Genomic DNA, 17,321 nt, shown 5'->3' with positions numbered 1-17,321 from the left:
CATATAATACGATAAAAAGTAAATTACAAGATTATTTTTAAATTTTTTTGTTAATTTTCAGTTAAATTTTATTTTTATGGTTGAAACCATAGAAAAAAATGATATAATATTATATCGAGAAAAAAGAATTTATTCACATTATGAAAGGAGTGGGATTGTGAAAAAGTTTTTTGTTATTTTACTTTTAATTGGTACCGTTATTGTTTATGCAGAAGGAATTAAAGATTATATCTCTTCTTTCAAAGAAAATAACGTGGATTATCTGTTAAATGAGTTAAGCAGGGAAGAACAACTTATGGAATATGAAAATGCCAGAATCACAGCAGATAGTACTATAGCATTAATAAAAAGTGAAATAATGCATTTAGATAAAACCGGGTATTATTTAAATACACAAAAGGATTTATACAAAAGATTTTTAAATTATCTATTCAATCTTGATGTAACTGCAAGAGATTTAAATATTAAAAAATTAAACTACGAAAATGCTAAATATAACTATGAAAAATCTCAAAAATTATACAATAAAAATCTCATAAGCAAAATAGAATTATTAAATGCTGAATATCAACTAAAAAACGCTAAGTACATATATGATACGATAAATGAAAAATATAACAATATAATAGATGAATTCAAAAAGTTTTGTGGAATTTCGCAAATAAATTTAAATAATATTGTTGTAAATGAGGATAAAATAACCAAAAAACACTTTGATATTAAATCATTAATGAATAATGATATTGATTTAAAAAGGCAAATGCTAAATTATGAAATTCTGGAAGAAGAATTTAATGCCACAAAAGATATTCTAAGCGGATTTGAACTAAAAAAGAAAGAAATAGAATTTAAAAAAGGGCAATATAATCTTTTAAAAGTTAAAAATTTAAAAGAAAAACAAATAAATGACTTAATAAACAGATTTAACAGTTTGCTGAATGAAATTAGAATAAATAAACTTCAACAGGAATATATCAAATTACAATTAAAAAATGCTGAAATGAAATTAAAAAATGGACTTATTGAAAAAACACAGTATAATCAATTAAAGATTGATTATCTTTCCACATTAAATCAAATAACCTTAAAATATAATGAAGTTGTTTCAGTTTATATAGATCTTATATCCTTAGAAGGAAGCGATTTTGAGAGTTGTATTGAAGAAATCATCTCTTTAAATTAATGAGGTGTAGATTATGAAAAAAAGCTTTTTAATTTTATTCTGGACATTATTGACCCTTACAATATTTGCAAATTTCGTTGATAAAATAGTTGAAAAAATAGAAAATGATACTCAATATTTAATGGCTTTAAATTCTTATAATAATGCTTTGAATAATCTAAAAATGGAAGAATCTATCTTAAAAAATATAGGTATCAATGAAGGTGTATTTACAAGCAGATTTTACGACAACAATAATTTTAAGCAACTTGAAATTCCTTTATCTTTAAATATGAAAATTTATGGTTTTGATATTATTGGAACCCTCAAATATACGTCTGATTTTAACAACAATAATAATTCTTACTCTGTTAGCATTTCTAAAAAATTATTTTCTTTTGATGATTTAAATAATATAGATAAAAAGATTTTATTATTATCCACAAAATGGGAATTAAAAAATTTAAAAAATTCTCTATTTATAAATACTTTAAAAAACGCTTATTATTATAATTATTATAGTAATTTATTAAATCTTCAAAAAGAAGCTTTTGAAATAAGGAAACAATTGTTCTATGAGGCTAAAAAGAAGTATGTAAAAGGCATTATTGGAAAAATAGAATATCTAACTCTTCAAAAAAATTATTTAAATGAAAAGATATCTATTAATAATCTGCAGATATCTATTAATAAAATTAAAGAATATAATATCCCCGATGTTATATTAATTGAACTCTCTATGCCCTCAACAATAACGGAAATTCCATTAAATAGAGAAGATATAAGAGCTGCTCTTCTTGAAGTTGAAAAAAACAAAGCAAAGCTCAAAAGAAAATTTGTTTATGATCTTCCTGATATAAATATGGGAATTTTAATGAATTATAATAAAAACGATTTAACCAATAGCTATAAAACAGATACAACAATATTTTTAAATTTTTCATACAATATATTTGATAACAACTATCGACAAAATACGAAAAAAAGCATGGATATGGATTATATTATTTCATTAAAAAAATATAAGAACAAATTAAATGCTATTTCCACCGAAATAAAAAACATCCAGGAGAAAATAAATAACGACGAATTACAGCTTAAAAGTATTGATCTTGAAAAGCAGATTTCTGAAATCAATTATGAAACTGCAAAAAAACAATATGAGAAAGGATATTTGAGTTTAAATGAATTAAAACTTGAAAAAATAAATATGTTAAAAACACATTTTGAATATGAAAGAATAAAAGCTGAACTGTTATTTGATAAACTTACATTATATAATGTCCTTGGATATGATATTATAAGTATTTTTGAGGAGGAATTAAATAGATGAAAAGAAAAATAATTGTTATCTCTATTATTTTAGCTCTTATTATGATATTAATATCCTGTAATGCAAATAAAGCTTTTTCAAATATAAATAATGAAATAGAATATGTTGTAAAAAAAGGGGATTTAACGGAATTTATTAATGTAGACGGATATGTATATCCTGAAAATTTTTATATAATATACTCAAAAATAGGCGGAGAAGTAAAGGAAATATTTACTAAAAACGGGCAGTATCTAAGAAAAGGGGATAAAATTTTGAAAGTGGACGATCTTGACTATAAGATTTCCATGTTAAATGCTCAATTAGCTTATGAAGAAGTGAAGGGTACAAATACATTGGAAGAAAAAATTAAAAAATTATCTTATGAAAAAGCTAAACTAAATTATGAAAATACGCTTATAAAAGCTCCTATCAACGGTATAATATTTGGATTAAATGTAAGAAAAGGAGATATTTTGCCTTCTCAACAAAAATTATGCATAATAGCAGATGATTCAACATTAGAATTTATTGGATATATTGACATTTTTGACTATAATAAAATTAAATTAAATCAAAAAATAAAATTAAAAATCAATGGACTTTCCGGGGAATATTTTGAGGGAGTAATTTCCTATATTTCGCCAGGAACTGTTGAAAAAGGTTCATCTGATAAAGTGAAAATAAAAGCGAAAATCATTACTAAAAATAGCGATAAACACAAAAAGATTTACTTTGGAGCAACTGCAGAAGGTGAAATTACAACGTTAAATCTTACAGATATAATAAAAATTCCATCAGATGCTGTAATTTTTGAAAATGAAAAAACCTATGTAAAAATCAAAAATGGTGTTGATGAAAATGGAAATCCCAAAATTGAAAAGAAAGAAATAAAAATAGGATTAATTACTGATGATTTTATAGAAGTAAAAGAAGGATTAAAAGATGGTGATACAATAATGATTAAAGCTGCAGATAAAAATCTTTCCATTTTTTAGAAGGTGAAATAATGGAAAAGGTGATTTTTGAAGTAAAAGATGTTAAAAAGGTCTATAAAATGGGAGAAGTTAATGTAAATGCACTTGATGGGATTAATTTTAAGATAAAAGCTGGAGAGTTTGTTATAATTATGGGCCCTTCTGGCTCTGGAAAATCTACAACTCTTCATATAATAGGGTGTCTTGATACTCCAACCTCTGGAAAAGTATATGTAGACAATATGGATGTAAGTAATCTTTCAGAAAAAAAATTAGCCCGTATCAGGCGAGAAAAAATAGGCTTTGTATTTCAACAATTTAATTTATTACCAAAACTTACTGCATTGGAAAATGTTGAATTACCAATGATTTATAAAGGACTTCCATCTTCTAAAAGACGAAAAAAAGCCAAAGAATTATTGGAAATGGTTGGATTAGGTGATAGAATTCATCATAAACCCTCGCAACTTTCTGGAGGACAAATGCAAAGAGTTGCAATTGCAAGAGCACTTGCAAATGACCCACAATATATACTGGCAGATGAACCCACAGGAAATCTAGATTCAAAAAGCGGTGAAGATATTATAAATATATTAAAAGATCTCAATAAATCTGGAATGACTGTAATTATTGTTACACACGATCCTGATTTAGAAAGTCTTGGAACACATAATATTTATTTGAAAGACGGATTAATACAAAAGGAGAGTTTCAAATGATTATAGAAATGATAAAAGAAGCTTTCAGATCATTATTTGGAAATAAAATGCGATCATTTTTATCAATGCTTGGAATAATAATAGGTGTAATGGCTGTTATAGTTGTATTATCTCTTGGAAATGGAGCTACATATTCAGTAAAAAAAGATATTGAATCCATTGGATCCAATATAATTATCGCATATGCTTATTCTCCTAAAGAAAAAATTACTATAAAAGAATTAGAGACTTTCAAAAAAAATTCTCAATATATTTCCGAAATAACTCCTAATATATCAAGTTTTGCAGAAGCATCATACAGAAAAAACAAATTTCCCGGTCAAACATTTGGAACAACAAATGATTTTATAAAATTATATAAATTGGAAATATTACAAGGGCGATTAATAAATGACGCCGATAATAAAGCACGTTTAATGGTTGCTATGATAGGAGAAAATATAGCTCAAAAATTGTTTAAACATGAATTCCCAATAGGAAAATATATAAAATTAAAAATTAAAGACAGAGTTATAAAATTAAAAGTTGTAGGCGTTTTAAAGAAAAAAGACATTAACATGTTCCTCAATGTCGCTAATAGTATCTTTATACCTTATACTACATTAATTGAACGAATTTTAAAAACCAATGCTATAAATGAATTTTTTGCCAAAGCCAAAAATGGAGCAGTTATTGAACAGGCAAAAGCAGAAATTCAATTTTTTCTAAAAAACAAGATAAAAGATAAAAAATACTTTGAAATATACAGTCAAACAGAGATGCTGGGAACTGTTAATGAAATAACAAATATGTTAAATCTTGTTTTTGGTATTGTGGCTGGAATTTCATTGCTTGTTGGCGGTATAGGTATTATGAATATAATGCTCGTTTCTGTTACTGAACGAACTCGTGAAATTGGTATAAAAAAAGCTATTGGTGCTACAAACGCTAATATACTTATGCAATTTTTAACAGAATCAATCTTTTTAACAACAGTGGCTGGAATAATTGGACTTATTATAGGATTATACGTATCAAAAGGTATTGGTATATTAATAAAGATTACTCCGTTCTTTGATATTAATCAGATAATAATGACTGTTCTTATTTCTATGAGTATAGGCCTATTTTTTGGAGTGTCTCCTGCTGTAAAAGCTTCTAAACTTAACCCGGTTGATTCTTTAAGATATGAATAATAAAAAACAACAAAAGCCATATAGGCTTTTGTTGTTTTTTATTATATTTACTAATATTTTTTTAATTCTTCAAATAATAATTTTATAAATTCTTCTCTATTTACCTTCAATGCCCACTTTGAATTTGGTTTTTCAAATTGCCAGTAATCAACTACTGTTTCTCCATATGTCAATTCGCCTTTTACCTCAACCTGAGCATAATATTCTTTGAATTCAAATAACTCCGGTTTTATTAAATAAGCTATTGTACATGGATCATGTAAAGGTGCTCCTTCTATTTTAAAAACATCATAATATGTCTGGTGAAAAAATTCCAATAAAATTCCCATCTTTGATACTATCTCAGAACTGAATTTTTGCATTTCTTTTATTTCATTCATATGTATCTTTGCCTGATGTGTAACATCAAGTGGAAATACTGTAAGGTTAAAACCAGCATTAAAAACTATTTGCGCTGCTTCTGGATCCGCATATATATTAAATTCCGCACGCGGTTTCACATTTCCAAATTCTATTCCTCCACCCATTATTACCAGTTCTTCTACCTGTGAAACTAATTCCGGATAATTCAGAGCAAATTTGGCGATATTTGTTAAAGGACCCACAGCAACAAAGGTTATTTTGCCAGGATTTTCCTTTACCTTTTCAGCCATAAATTCTAAGTAATTTTTCTCTTCAACCTTTTTTGTAGGTAAAGGAAGGTTTGCTCCTTCCAGACCACTTTCTCCATGAATATCCGGTGCCACTATTTGATCTCTTATTAAAGGTTTCGCAGAACCCTGAAAGACAGGAACATTTATTTTTCCCATTTCCGTAAGTATTAATGCATTTCGTGTAGTATTTTCTACATATGAATTACCTGCAACAGACACTATTCCCAATAAATCTATTTTTTCTGAAATACCTGCAAGTAATATTGCCACTGCATCATCGTGTCCAGGATCACAGTCAAGGATTATCTTTCTTTTCACATTTTCCCCCCCAGTCAAATATATATAATAAACAATTATTCTAAATCATCTTTTAATCCTATTGTGTTTAAGATTATCGAGTCTTTTTTTCTCCATTTTTCTTTTACTTTTACATATAAATCAAGATATACCTTATCGTCTAATAAAGCTTCTATGTCCTTCCTTGCAAGCATACCTATCTTCTTTATCATACGCCCATTTTGGCCTATTATAATACCTTTTTGAGACTTTCTTTCAACATATATTTCAGCTCTAATATATACCAGATCCTCTTTATCTGTAATTTCCTCAACAACAACAGCTGTTGAATGTGGAATTTCCTCTGAAGTTAAATGGAAGATTTTCTCCCTGATTAATTCAGAAATCATAAAAGCAAGAGGTCTGTCTGTTGCCATATCTTCTGGATAATATTGTGGACCTTCTGGTAAATTTTCTATTATCTTATCCATAAGGACTTCAAGATTTTCACCTGTTAATGCTGAAATTTTTATTATTTCTATTAAATTTTTTGCATCTTCAAAAGCTTCTTTTATTCTTGTTTCTGCTTCCTGAACCTGCTCTGGTGTTGCTGCATCAATTTTATTTATTACCAATATTGTTGGGATATTTGATTCTTTTATTATTTTAGCTATATTAATATCTGATTCCCTCACCTGATCAATAGGATCAACAAGGAATAAAACCATATCCTGGCTTTTTAAGGCATTAACCGCTATCTTTACCATATATTCTCCAAATTTATGCAAGGGTTTATGAATACCCGGAGTATCTACCAATACTATTTGTGCATTTTCAGTATTTAAGATACAGTTTACCCTATTTCTTGTAGTCTGTGGTTTATCAGAAACTATTACAACCTTTTTCTTCATTAATGCATTTATTAATGTCGATTTCCCAACATTAGGCTTTCCCGCTACAGCAACAAATCCGCTTTTCATTACATCAGCTCCTTTAAGCTTTTCATTATTTTTTCAGTAGCTCTGCAATCATCTTCATTATATGTAATTATTTTATCCAGACTTTCCTTATTTCCACGCAGAAAGTTTTTATACTCAATAAATATTGCATATCCATTGAGGTCTGTTCTCCATTTAAATCCAAAGAAACGACTGATATCCTTTAAAGAGTATGAAGTTACAGGTAATGCCACATTCTTTTGAATCTTTTCATATAAATCATATGACCTGTTTTCAATTTTATCGAGATATTTATATAAATGAGAACGATTCTTGGTAATTAATTGCAATCTTTTTATATCATATACATCATAATGCACAATTATCTCTTTTGTTCCTTTTAAAAATTTCAAAAATTTTTCAAGGTTATCATCTGTATTCTGAACATTTAAAAATGGTTTATATTTTCCCTGATATAATATTCCATGAAGAAAATCAAGTTCTTTATAAGTTTCCACATCATATACTATGTATTTCTCAGGAATATCAAATTTATTTATTATTATAGGTTTATTTTCCATTAATGATTTTAAGTTATATAATGGTTTCCTGAACTGCGGAGGAACCTGCTCAATTCTATTTTTTTCAACTGTTTTTAAAGGATTAATTCCCAGATCCTTTAAAAGATTCAGGTAACTTTTTGAAATACCAGGCACTATATTTAGATTGCCTTTTTCAAGCAATTCTTTGTGACATCTGCTTTTTAATTTACAGAATTTACAATAATTGCCGGGATTTTTTTCATTTAATCGTTTAAAGGTTTCTATTTCTTTTTCAAAAGTTGGAAGCTTTTTTATAATCCATCTTTCTGAAAAATAATGCATTTTGCTTTCTAAGGTTATTTCAACTCCGCGTACTTCTTTACCCTTTTTTTTAAAGTAAAGATATACGCTAATTATATGAAATATATGACTTAGTTTTAATTTTCTTGATTCTCTCGATATCCTTATTACCTTACGTCTTTTATCATAATCATCATAATTGGCTGTAATTTTTACTCCATTTAATTCTATATCAAAGTATTTCCCCGGCCTTTTATAACTTGAAACAAAATACGGACATTTTTTTATATTTTGATAATTTAACAAATCCATTTTTTCAGCTCCAACTTTTTATTTTATTAACTGTATAACTTGGATATATCTCCAAATTCAAGGAATAGATTGGCTATATTTTTCAAAAATCCCAATCTATTCATTCTAATACTCTCATCTTTATCCATAACAAATACATTATCAAAATAATTGTCAATACTATCTTTCATGGTTAATAATTCATCTATTGCTTCTTTGTAGCTTAATCTTTCTAATTTTTCTTCTATCTTTCCTTTGGTTTCAAGGTATTTTTCAAACAATTGCTTTTCTGCTTCTTCTTTAAATAATCTTCCTTCATATTTCAATGAATTATGCTTTTTAGATATATTCTGAACCCTCTGGAATGTTTTTATAAATACCTTAAATTCTTCGGAATTTACAACTTCATTTAAAGCTTCTGCTGCAAGATATGCTCTTAATGGTTTATTCCAATTTACCAAAACTGTATTTATAACCTCTGAAGAGATTTTCTTTCTTGATAAATAAGTTTCAAACCTATTTTTAAAGAATTCGGAAATTTCATTTTCCTTATATTCAACACCTATTAATTCTGAAATTTTTCTCATTAGTTCTTCAAGATCTATATCCCAGTTGTTTTCTATTATTATTCTTAATACACCATATGCCTTTCTTCTTAAAGCAAATGGGTCTTTTGAACCTGTTGGAATTTTATTTATTCCAAAGAATCCAACTATATCATAAAGTTTATCTGCCATAGAAACTATTAAAGAATTAAGTTCCAAAGGCAAAGTATCGGTTTCTTCAACTGGTTTATAATGTTCTTCAGCAACAATATATACATCTTCAGAATAATTATGATGTTTTAAATATATCCTTCCCATTGCTCCCTGTAATTCCGGGAATTCATAAACTATATGTGAAGGTATGTCTATTTTTGAAAGTTCTGTTGCTTTTATGAGATTTTCGTTTTTATAATCCAATGATTTTGCTATTAATTCTGAAATTTTCATCATTATATTTATTTTATTTAAATATGTTCCTAGACCAGCCTGATATGTAATTTGATTTAATTTCTTTAAATACACCTCAACAGGTGTATTTAAATCTTCATCATAATAGAATTTTGCATCGTCAAGTCTTGCGTTAATAACCCTCGAATAACCGTTTACAACATTTTTTTCTTCACTTAATCCATCCTGAAATGCTATATAATTATTTGAAATCTTACCATTTTTTCTTGCAACAAAACTTCTTTGATGATGTTTAACTGTTATTTTTATTACTTCCTCTGGAAGCATTAAATATTCTTCGTTAAATGTTCCCACAACAGCTGCCGGATATTCTGTTAATTGAGCAATTTCATTTATTAATTCTTCATCCATTTCTATTTCCAATTCATTATTTACAGCAACCTTTTCTAACTCTTCTTTAATTCTTTCTTTTCTTTCTGAGTAATTAGCAATTACAAAATTTTCTCTTAATATGTCAAAGTACTCATCAGGTCTGGAAATAAATACTTCGCCTTTACTCATAAATCTATGCCCGAAAGTTCTTCTTGAAGAGTTAATTCCGAACAATTCAAAATCTATTATATCATAATCTAATAACGCCATTATCCAATGCACCGGTCTAACAAATTCATATTCACCATTTGACCATCTCATTGGTTTTTTAAATCTCAATTTTTTTATTACAGCTGGATATATTTCTGCAAGGGATTCGGAAATAGGTCTACCTGCTTTTTTTATCTTTGCAAATAAATATATATTGCCTTTTAATTCTTTCTCTTCAATTTCATACTCTGTTCCTTCAAGAGATCTTAAAAAACCCTGATATGGTTTTGTTGGATTTCCGTCTTCATCAAATGAAACCTTTTTAGCAGGTCCTTTTCTTTCCATTATCATGTCTGGTTCTTTTTCTGGTAAACCTTCAAGATAAACACCAAATCTTCTTGGGGCAATGAAAACTTCCAGCTTTGTATAAGATATATTATGTTTTTTTAATTCTTCTTCCATATTTTGATATAACTGAGTAATTATATTTTCATATTCACTTGAAGGTAATTCTTCAACGCCTATTTCAAGTAATGACTTTTTATTCATCATTCTCTCCTCCAATTGCTTCGAGGTATGTTTGTGCTGTCTTTCTTGCCATGTCTCTAATTAAAAGTATATATTTCTGTCTTTCATTTACACTTATTGCATTTCTTGCATCAAGTAAATTAAACGCATGCGCTGCTTTTACAAGATAATCATATGCAGGTAAATATAATTTATTTTCAATAAGATACTCAAATTCGTTTTTATATGTTTCAAAAAGATTATACAACACTTCTATATTTGCTTTTTCAAAATTAAAGATTGAGAACTGTCTTTCATTTTCTTTGAACATTTCTCCATATTTCACATACTTATTCCACATTGTTTCATATACATTCTCTTTTCCCTGCAAATACATAGCAAGTCTTTCTATTCCATATGTAATTTCAAGTGAAATAGGTTTTAATGAAACTCCACCCATTTGTTGGAAATATGTGAATTGCGTAATTTCCATTCCATCTAACCATACTTCCCAACCTACTCCCCAGGCACCAAGTGTAGGTGATTCCCAGTTATCTTCTACAAAACGTATATCATGTTCATCTGGATTAATTCCTATCGCCTTTAAAGATTCTATATAAATTTCCTGGGATTCCTTTGGTGACGGTTTTAATATTACCTGATATTGATGAAACCTTTGCATTCTATTTGGATTTTCACCATATCTTCCATCTGTTGGTCTTCTACTAGGTTGAACAAATGCAACATTAAATGGTTTTTCACCTAATGTTCTAAAAAATGTTGATGGGTGATAAGTTCCTGCACCCATCTCCATATCGTAAGGTTGTTCTATTACACAACCATATTCAGACCAGAATTTATCTAATTTTAATATTAAATCCTGAATATACAATGTCAGTTCCTCCTTTATTCAAGTGAAATTAACAGCGGATAATGAGGTTGTCCGCCATTGTGTATTTCAACCTCTAAATCTGAAAATTCTTCCATTAATTCATTTGCTATTAATTCTGCTGTTTTTTGTTCTATATCCTGACCATAGAATATTGTCATTATTTCAAATCCTTCAGCCAATTTTTCTCTTAATACCTTTAAAACAGCTTCATTTAAATCAAATCCATGTGCTTTTAATTCTTTTCCCACAAATACCAGATATTCATCTTTTTTAATGCTTTCTCCTGCTATTTCAGAATCTCTAACTGCATATGTTACTTGAATAGGAACAACTGCTGAGATTTCAGACTCAATTGCCTCTTTTAATTCGTCCTTTTCCATTGTATCATCAAATGCAAGCATTGCAGCTACGCCTTCCTGAATATACTTTGTTTTTACAACCAATACTTCTTTATCTTCAACCATATCTGCAACTTTTTCTGCTGTAAGTATAATATTTGGATTATTTGGCAATATTAATATCTTCTTTTGTGGCAATTTTTCTATGGCTTCCATGAAATCCTTTACACTTGGATTCATTGTTTGGCCACCAAATATTACCATATCAACACCTAAACTCTTAAATATCTGAGTCAATCCGTCTCCCGGAGAAACGGTTATTATTCCCCAATTTTCATTATTTGTTTCAAAAACTTCATTTTGTTCTTCTGTATTATCTGTAGTATTTTCGGCAGTATATGTTTCAGTTACATGTTCATGTTGTACCTTCATATTATCAACTTTTACCTTATATAGTTCTCCATATAATAAAAATTCTTCAAAAACCTTTCCAGGATGATTTGTATGTACATGTGTTTTTAAGAAATCTCCCTGATGAACCAGCACTATAGAGTCACCTAATTCTTCAAGAAATGCTCTTATTTTATCCAATTCTTCCTTTGAAATATCCGGATCATTTAATTTCAAAACACATTCTGTACAATACTGGAATTTTATTTCTTCGTATGCAATTTCTTTAATCTCTTCAGCTGAAGCACTTTCTATATTCTTTAAATCTACTTCAGTATCTCCATTTATAGCATCTCTAAAACCTTTTATTATATAGCTAAGCCCTTTTGCACCAGCATCTACAACATTAGCTTCTCTTAATTTCTTCAAGTATTTTGGCGTTTCTTCTACTATTTCTTCTGAAATTTCATATAATCTGTTTATAAACTCTTCAAAATCTTCTATATCAGATAATTCTTCTTCTGCTCTTTCTGCGAGTTTTCTAATCAATGTTAGCATTGTACCTTCAACAGGCTTAATAACCGCATGATATGCAACCTCTTTCGCTTTTTTCAAAGCTTCTATAAAATCTTTTGTAGTTACAACTTCTTTATCTTCAAGGGTTTCTGTAAAACCTCTAAAGATTTGAGATAAGATAACTCCAGAGTTTCCTCTGGCTCCCATTAACAATCCATCTCTCATATTTTTCATTATATCTTTCATTTTATTTTTATTCTTAGTCTTATCAAGCCATTCACATGCTTCAAGCATACCCGATGACATATTTGAACCTGTATCCCCGTCCGGAACAGGAAATACATTTAATGCATTTATTTCATCTTTTTTCACTATAAGGGTTTCTGCTGCTTTTTTAAATGCTATATAAAAATCCTTTGCATGTAATTCCTTCATGTTTTCACCTCTTTAAATTTTTATTCCTACTACTTTTACATTTACTGTTACGTCTACATCCCCCAGAGCTTCCTTTATACGATGATAGACATTTTCCTGGGCATTAGCAGCAACCCTTTTTAAAGGAAGACCATATTCCATATAAATATAAAGATTTACAGTTACCTTATTATCCTCTTCAATTACTTCTACACCTTTTTCCTGTGGCTTTTGTAATACAGATGCCAATTTATTTAATAAACCACCTTTTCCAATATCTACAGTACCATATGATTCAAGTGCTGCTCTATATACTATTTCATTAAATACTTCCGGTTTTATGGTCACTGTTCCGAGATCTGTTTCTATAATCATAAATAACACCTCCGTTATTTTTATTTATTCGAGTATAGCCGAAAGATATCCAACGGTTCTTTCATAATCTCCAAATATTTCTCCACTTGTTGTATGATGTAATATTCTTACATTTTCAAATCCTGTATATAATAATGTATTTATTGCTCCAAATCCACATGCTGTTATATTATATTTTTTTATATACTCATATACCTTTTCAGGCGATTTTTCTTTTAAGGCTTCTATAATAAAATTTCCCTTTTCCAGGGTTACTTCATGATTTTCATAATGATTTAAATCACTTGATGCAATTATAACCACACCATCTTTAGCAAGTTTTTTTATAACTTTACTTAACTTTTTCGACATTTCTAATGTTTGAACTCCCATTATTATAGGAACTATTTTAAAATCATTTCCATATAAATATTGCAAAAACGGCAATTGCACTTCTATAGAATGCTCATATTCATGAGCTATAATATCTCCTTTGATTCTCAATTCAGATAATATAAAATTAGAAATTTCCGTATCCACATCTATGGTTCCAAACGGGGTTAACCATGAACCTTCTGGATATACCGACAAAGATGGACCTACACCTGTATGATTAGGTCCAATAATTATTGCTGTTTTTACTTTTCCTTTTTTCATCAATTCATAATATCCATATGCCGCTGTTTGTCCTGAAAAAACATAACCAGCATGCGGAACAATTAATCCCGTTAAGTCAATTGATTTTTCAGGTATTTCAATCTCTTCAAATCTTTCAAAAAAAGATGAAATTTGTTTTTTTAATTCTTCATAATCAGCAGGATAAAATGTTCCAGCCACTACAGGATATCTCATTTTATTCGCCTCCATATCCTGTTAGTTTTGGCCAAATAAACAATGTCAAATTATATTCTCGATTTCTCTCTTCTGTTGTTTTAAACAATTCGCCCAAAAAAGGGATATCTTTTAAAAACGGGACTCCGGTATTTAATTTTTCCTTTTTTAATAATTTTAATCCACCAATAACTCCAACATAACCATTTTTTATTAACATCTTTGTTTTTAATTCGCGTGATGTTTCCGCATTATATTTAGATATTGAAGATTTTTCCGGTTCACTGACTTTTAAAGATAAATCTAAATCTATTAAATCCTGATATTTATTATATCTCGGTTCTATTTCAAGAAACAATCCACTTTCTATATACTGTATAGAAGACTCATTTACTATAGGTACTCTATAAACAGATTTAAACATAGCTTTACTTCCAGATTTTACTATTATTTTGGGTTTAGATAATAGTTGCGAATTTGATTTTGAGTTAATGTTTTTTACATCAAATACCGCCTCAATAATTTCAGCATATAACTGTGGTGTAATTATTCCATTATTTAAAGATGCCACTATATCTTTAGAATTAAACCTGTTCTCTATTTTCCTTATTGTTTCTTCTAAAATCGAAGAATCGATTATAGATATTTCTATTGATATAACCTCTGGGATTTTGCTTTTTATTATCAAAATCCCTTCTTTATCTTCCAATATATAATTATATTCATTTAAAAGATATTCAATATTTTTTTTATTTGAATAATCTACATTATAATTATACACCGAAATAGCTTTTAAATCATCATTATTTATCAAACTGTAATTTTTTTCTTTTGCAAATTTTTCAATAATTTTATACAGAGAAATTGTTTCATTTTTTTCTTTATTTTTATTAATTATATCCTGTTTCAGTAATGAAATATCTGCTTTTACATCTGTCGCTTCATCTGATTCATCGGAAATCTCTTCTTCATTTTCGAATTTTTCTATATAATCTTTTATAATGCCTATATCTTCTTCTTTCCCTCTTATTATATAATTTTTTTCTATCTTTTGAATTATAGTATCTTTAAAAATTTTATTAAAAGGTAATAAATCTAATTTTGACTCTATTATTTCAATTTTAATGTTATTTTTATTATTTATATTATTACTTTTTTTATTATTATAATTAATATTAATATTTTCTATTTTTTTCAGTATTTCTTTAAGTTTTTCTATTTTTTCCCCTTTAACCAGATATAATGTTGTTGCAATTTGCGAAATTTCCACATCAAAAAAAGCTTCTAATTTTCTCAAATCATAATTGCTTTTTATTATATCAACTTTATATATTTCGTCTGATTTCTGCATTTTTGCGGAGTTTTCTCCATTTTTTTCAACTTTTTTTAAATGTATCTCTCCATTCTTTTCAGGATATATCACTTCTATTGCATGATTTATTTTTTTTATCTGTTCTGTTTTTTCGTTTGTTGCGTATATAAGATATACATTTTCATTTACTTTAATTCCTTTTATTCCCATAAACCTGATTAATCCCAAAAAATCAGGTATGTTAGATTCTATTAAGCTATAAATATACTCTTCCTTTTTGGTATTCGCATTATTTTCGCGAACAATTATTGGAAAAGCTGTTTTTTCAATATTTAACTTTGAAAAAAGTATGTTATTTTCATCTATATAAAAATACTTTAATCCGCTTTTTTGAATTAATATTCTGAAAATATCTTCTGGATAAAACTTTTTCAGTGTTAAAGAAATATACTTTTCTGGAACTGGATCTATATAATACCTATTCAACTTTACTTCATCCAATACCATTTCAAGAATATCCTTTATCAATATCTTTTTAAAATAATAATCTTTATCTCCTATTTCACCAAATCCTTTTACAATTATTTCCAAATTTTTATTATCCAGTTTATTGATTTTTATATCTCCCTTATTAACAGGAAATATCGTTTCAAATTCAATAATATTATTATATGTATGAATTTTTTTTACAGGCCCATGATAAATCTCCATAGTTTTATCTTCAAATTTTATATTATCTGAAAATATGCATTTATATATATTTTCTCTGTTAAACATCTCAAGAGATGTTAAAATATTGGTAATTTTAATAATTGTTGTATTTTCCACTTGATCAATAATTATTTTATATGAAAATAAATTTATATACATCATCAAAAAAAGAATAAATGGTATGTATAATTTTTTCATCTCAACACCTCAAATCTTTTTTTGTTATTGTCATATAACAATATACCATCTTTAAATATTTTTATAACCCGTTTATCGTTTTTTATTTCTCCATTTTTCAATTTTATTAATTGATTTCCTATATATACATATCCTATCAAATTACCTTCATTTTCTACAACACCTGCAAATTTTAATATTTCAGATTCAGGTAAAAAATTTTTTTCTTTCCAGAGTTCATCTACATCAAAATCTATCCCTTGAAAAAAATTTTTATACTTATTTTGTTTCTCTAACTGAATATTTATAACTTTAACATTTTCAGGAATTTGTCTTTCAATATATATATCATAACTATTATCAAAAATATCTTTTTTTCTCAAAAATAATTTGTCTATTATTACTCCGTTTTCATTTTCCAATTTAGATATTATACTGGATATTTCAATTGAGGATAGATTTTTTTTTATTATCGGGTTTTCAGAACATGCTATCTTATACTGAGGAATTTCCACGCTTTTTTTCGGGATATTTACCTGTGTTTTATTCATAATAAACAAAGAAATTATAATAATTATTATTGAAAGAGCGTATCTATATATCATTTTCTCAACTCCAGTATTTTATATTGCTTGTATACCAGATCTATATCTCCCTTTTCTTCAATTTCAAATGGTGCCACTATTTCAACCGAATCTTTAATAGATACTGCTATTGTCGCTTCCAGTGTTGTATTAGCAGAATATTTCAGAGATAATATACGAACTTCAGTTTCAAGTTTCTCAAGAAATTTTAAAAAATTAAAAAATTCTTCATTAGTCTTTCTGGCTAATTCTATTCTTTTTTTGTATTCCTGAAACATCTTTTCTCTATTATCAATATAATTGAGTTTAATTTCATAAATTTTATTATTGTAGTAATATATAGAAAATCCCATAAATATTATTGAAATTGATAATATCACATAGGAAAATATATTTAAATATTTTCTCAATCGAG

16 protein-coding genes are annotated in these 17,321 nt (G+C 27.4%); 5 read left to right on the top strand and 11 right to left on the bottom strand.

What is annotated here, in order from left to right; all coding sequences use genetic code 11:
* Positions 1–157: 157 nt before the first annotated feature.
* The 5 genes from XO10_RS06915 to XO10_RS06895 are packed head-to-tail and all read left to right on the top strand — an operon-like array spanning position 158 to position 5,345.
* Positions 158–1,183 (top strand): hypothetical protein, encoded by a 1,026-nt coding sequence (locus tag XO10_RS06915; protein ID WP_014296863.1) that lies wholly within the window; start codon positions 158–160, stop codon positions 1,181–1,183.
* Between the two features lie 13 nt (positions 1,184–1,196).
* Entirely contained in the window at positions 1,197–2,495 is a 1,299-nt protein-coding gene (locus XO10_RS06910; RefSeq protein ID WP_175421319.1) for a TolC family protein, read from the top strand.
* Positions 2,492–3,472, top strand: a complete 981-nt coding sequence (locus tag XO10_RS06905; protein WP_014296861.1) for an efflux RND transporter periplasmic adaptor subunit — start codon at positions 2,492–2,494, stop codon at positions 3,470–3,472. The genes XO10_RS06910 and XO10_RS06905 overlap by 4 nt, the downstream gene beginning before the upstream one ends.
* An 11-nt stretch (positions 3,473–3,483) precedes the next feature.
* Complete coding sequence (locus XO10_RS06900; protein ID WP_014296860.1) at positions 3,484–4,170, top strand: ABC transporter ATP-binding protein; 687 nt, start codon at positions 3,484–3,486, stop codon at positions 4,168–4,170.
* A complete protein-coding gene (locus XO10_RS06895; RefSeq protein ID WP_014296859.1) occupies positions 4,167–5,345 on the top strand; it encodes an ABC transporter permease in 1,179 nt (392 codons plus the stop codon). The genes XO10_RS06900 and XO10_RS06895 overlap by 4 nt, the downstream gene beginning before the upstream one ends.
* Positions 5,346–5,395: 50 nt before the next feature.
* Here the strand turns inward: XO10_RS06895 and XO10_RS06890 are convergent, their stop codons facing one another.
* From XO10_RS06890 to XO10_RS06840, 11 genes are read right to left on the bottom strand one after another with little or no spacing between them, the layout of a single operon-like run.
* The gene (locus XO10_RS06890) at positions 5,396–6,316 is read right to left on the bottom strand and encodes a nucleoside hydrolase (RefSeq protein ID WP_014296858.1); all 921 of its coding nucleotides are present in this window, start codon (positions 6,314–6,316) and stop codon (positions 5,396–5,398) included.
* A gap of 35 nt (positions 6,317–6,351) precedes the next feature.
* Positions 6,352–7,254, bottom strand: a complete 903-nt coding sequence (gene era, locus XO10_RS06885; protein ID WP_075780637.1) for a GTPase Era — start codon at positions 7,252–7,254, stop codon at positions 6,352–6,354.
* Complete coding sequence (locus XO10_RS06880; RefSeq protein ID WP_014296856.1) at positions 7,254–8,366, bottom strand: TM0106 family RecB-like putative nuclease; 1,113 nt, start codon at positions 8,364–8,366, stop codon at positions 7,254–7,256. The genes era and XO10_RS06880 overlap by 1 nt, the downstream gene beginning before the upstream one ends.
* A 26-nt stretch (positions 8,367–8,392) precedes the next feature.
* Positions 8,393–10,429: a glycine--tRNA ligase subunit beta gene (gene glyS / locus XO10_RS06875; RefSeq protein ID WP_232223893.1), complete on the bottom strand. Its 2,037-nt coding sequence runs from the start codon at positions 10,427–10,429 to the stop codon at positions 8,393–8,395.
* Positions 10,422–11,279: a glycine--tRNA ligase subunit alpha gene (locus tag XO10_RS06870; protein WP_014296854.1), complete on the bottom strand. Its 858-nt coding sequence runs from the start codon at positions 11,277–11,279 to the stop codon at positions 10,422–10,424. Before XO10_RS06870 ends, glyS begins: the two co-directional genes overlap by 8 nt.
* Positions 11,280–11,293: 14 nt before the next feature.
* A complete protein-coding gene (locus XO10_RS06865) occupies positions 11,294–12,958 on the bottom strand; it encodes a DAK2 domain-containing protein (RefSeq protein WP_014296853.1) in 1,665 nt (554 codons plus the stop codon).
* Positions 12,959–12,970: 12 nt separating this feature from the next.
* A complete protein-coding gene (locus XO10_RS06860; RefSeq protein WP_014296852.1) occupies positions 12,971–13,312 on the bottom strand; it encodes an Asp23/Gls24 family envelope stress response protein in 342 nt (113 codons plus the stop codon).
* A gap of 24 nt (positions 13,313–13,336) precedes the next feature.
* Entirely contained in the window at positions 13,337–14,143 is an 807-nt protein-coding gene (amrB, locus tag XO10_RS06855) for an AmmeMemoRadiSam system protein B (RefSeq protein ID WP_175418401.1), read from the bottom strand.
* A gap of 1 nt (position 14,144) precedes the next feature.
* A complete protein-coding gene (locus XO10_RS06850) occupies positions 14,145–16,343 on the bottom strand; it encodes a type II secretion system protein GspD (RefSeq protein ID WP_175421318.1) in 2,199 nt (732 codons plus the stop codon).
* Complete coding sequence (locus tag XO10_RS06845; RefSeq protein ID WP_014296849.1) at positions 16,340–16,927, bottom strand: hypothetical protein; 588 nt, start codon at positions 16,925–16,927, stop codon at positions 16,340–16,342. Before XO10_RS06845 ends, XO10_RS06850 begins: the two co-directional genes overlap by 4 nt.
* Positions 16,924–17,316, bottom strand: coding sequence for a hypothetical protein (locus tag XO10_RS06840; RefSeq protein WP_041638548.1), 393 nt, complete (start codon positions 17,314–17,316; stop codon positions 16,924–16,926). The genes XO10_RS06845 and XO10_RS06840 overlap by 4 nt, the downstream gene beginning before the upstream one ends.
* Positions 17,317–17,321: the final 5 nt, after the last annotated feature.

It is taken from the genome of Marinitoga sp. 1135 (assembly GCF_013363245.1).
Classification (GTDB): domain Bacteria; phylum Thermotogota; class Thermotogae; order Petrotogales; family Petrotogaceae; genus Marinitoga; species Marinitoga piezophila.
This window is presented reverse-complemented; position numbering and strand designations above follow the sequence as displayed.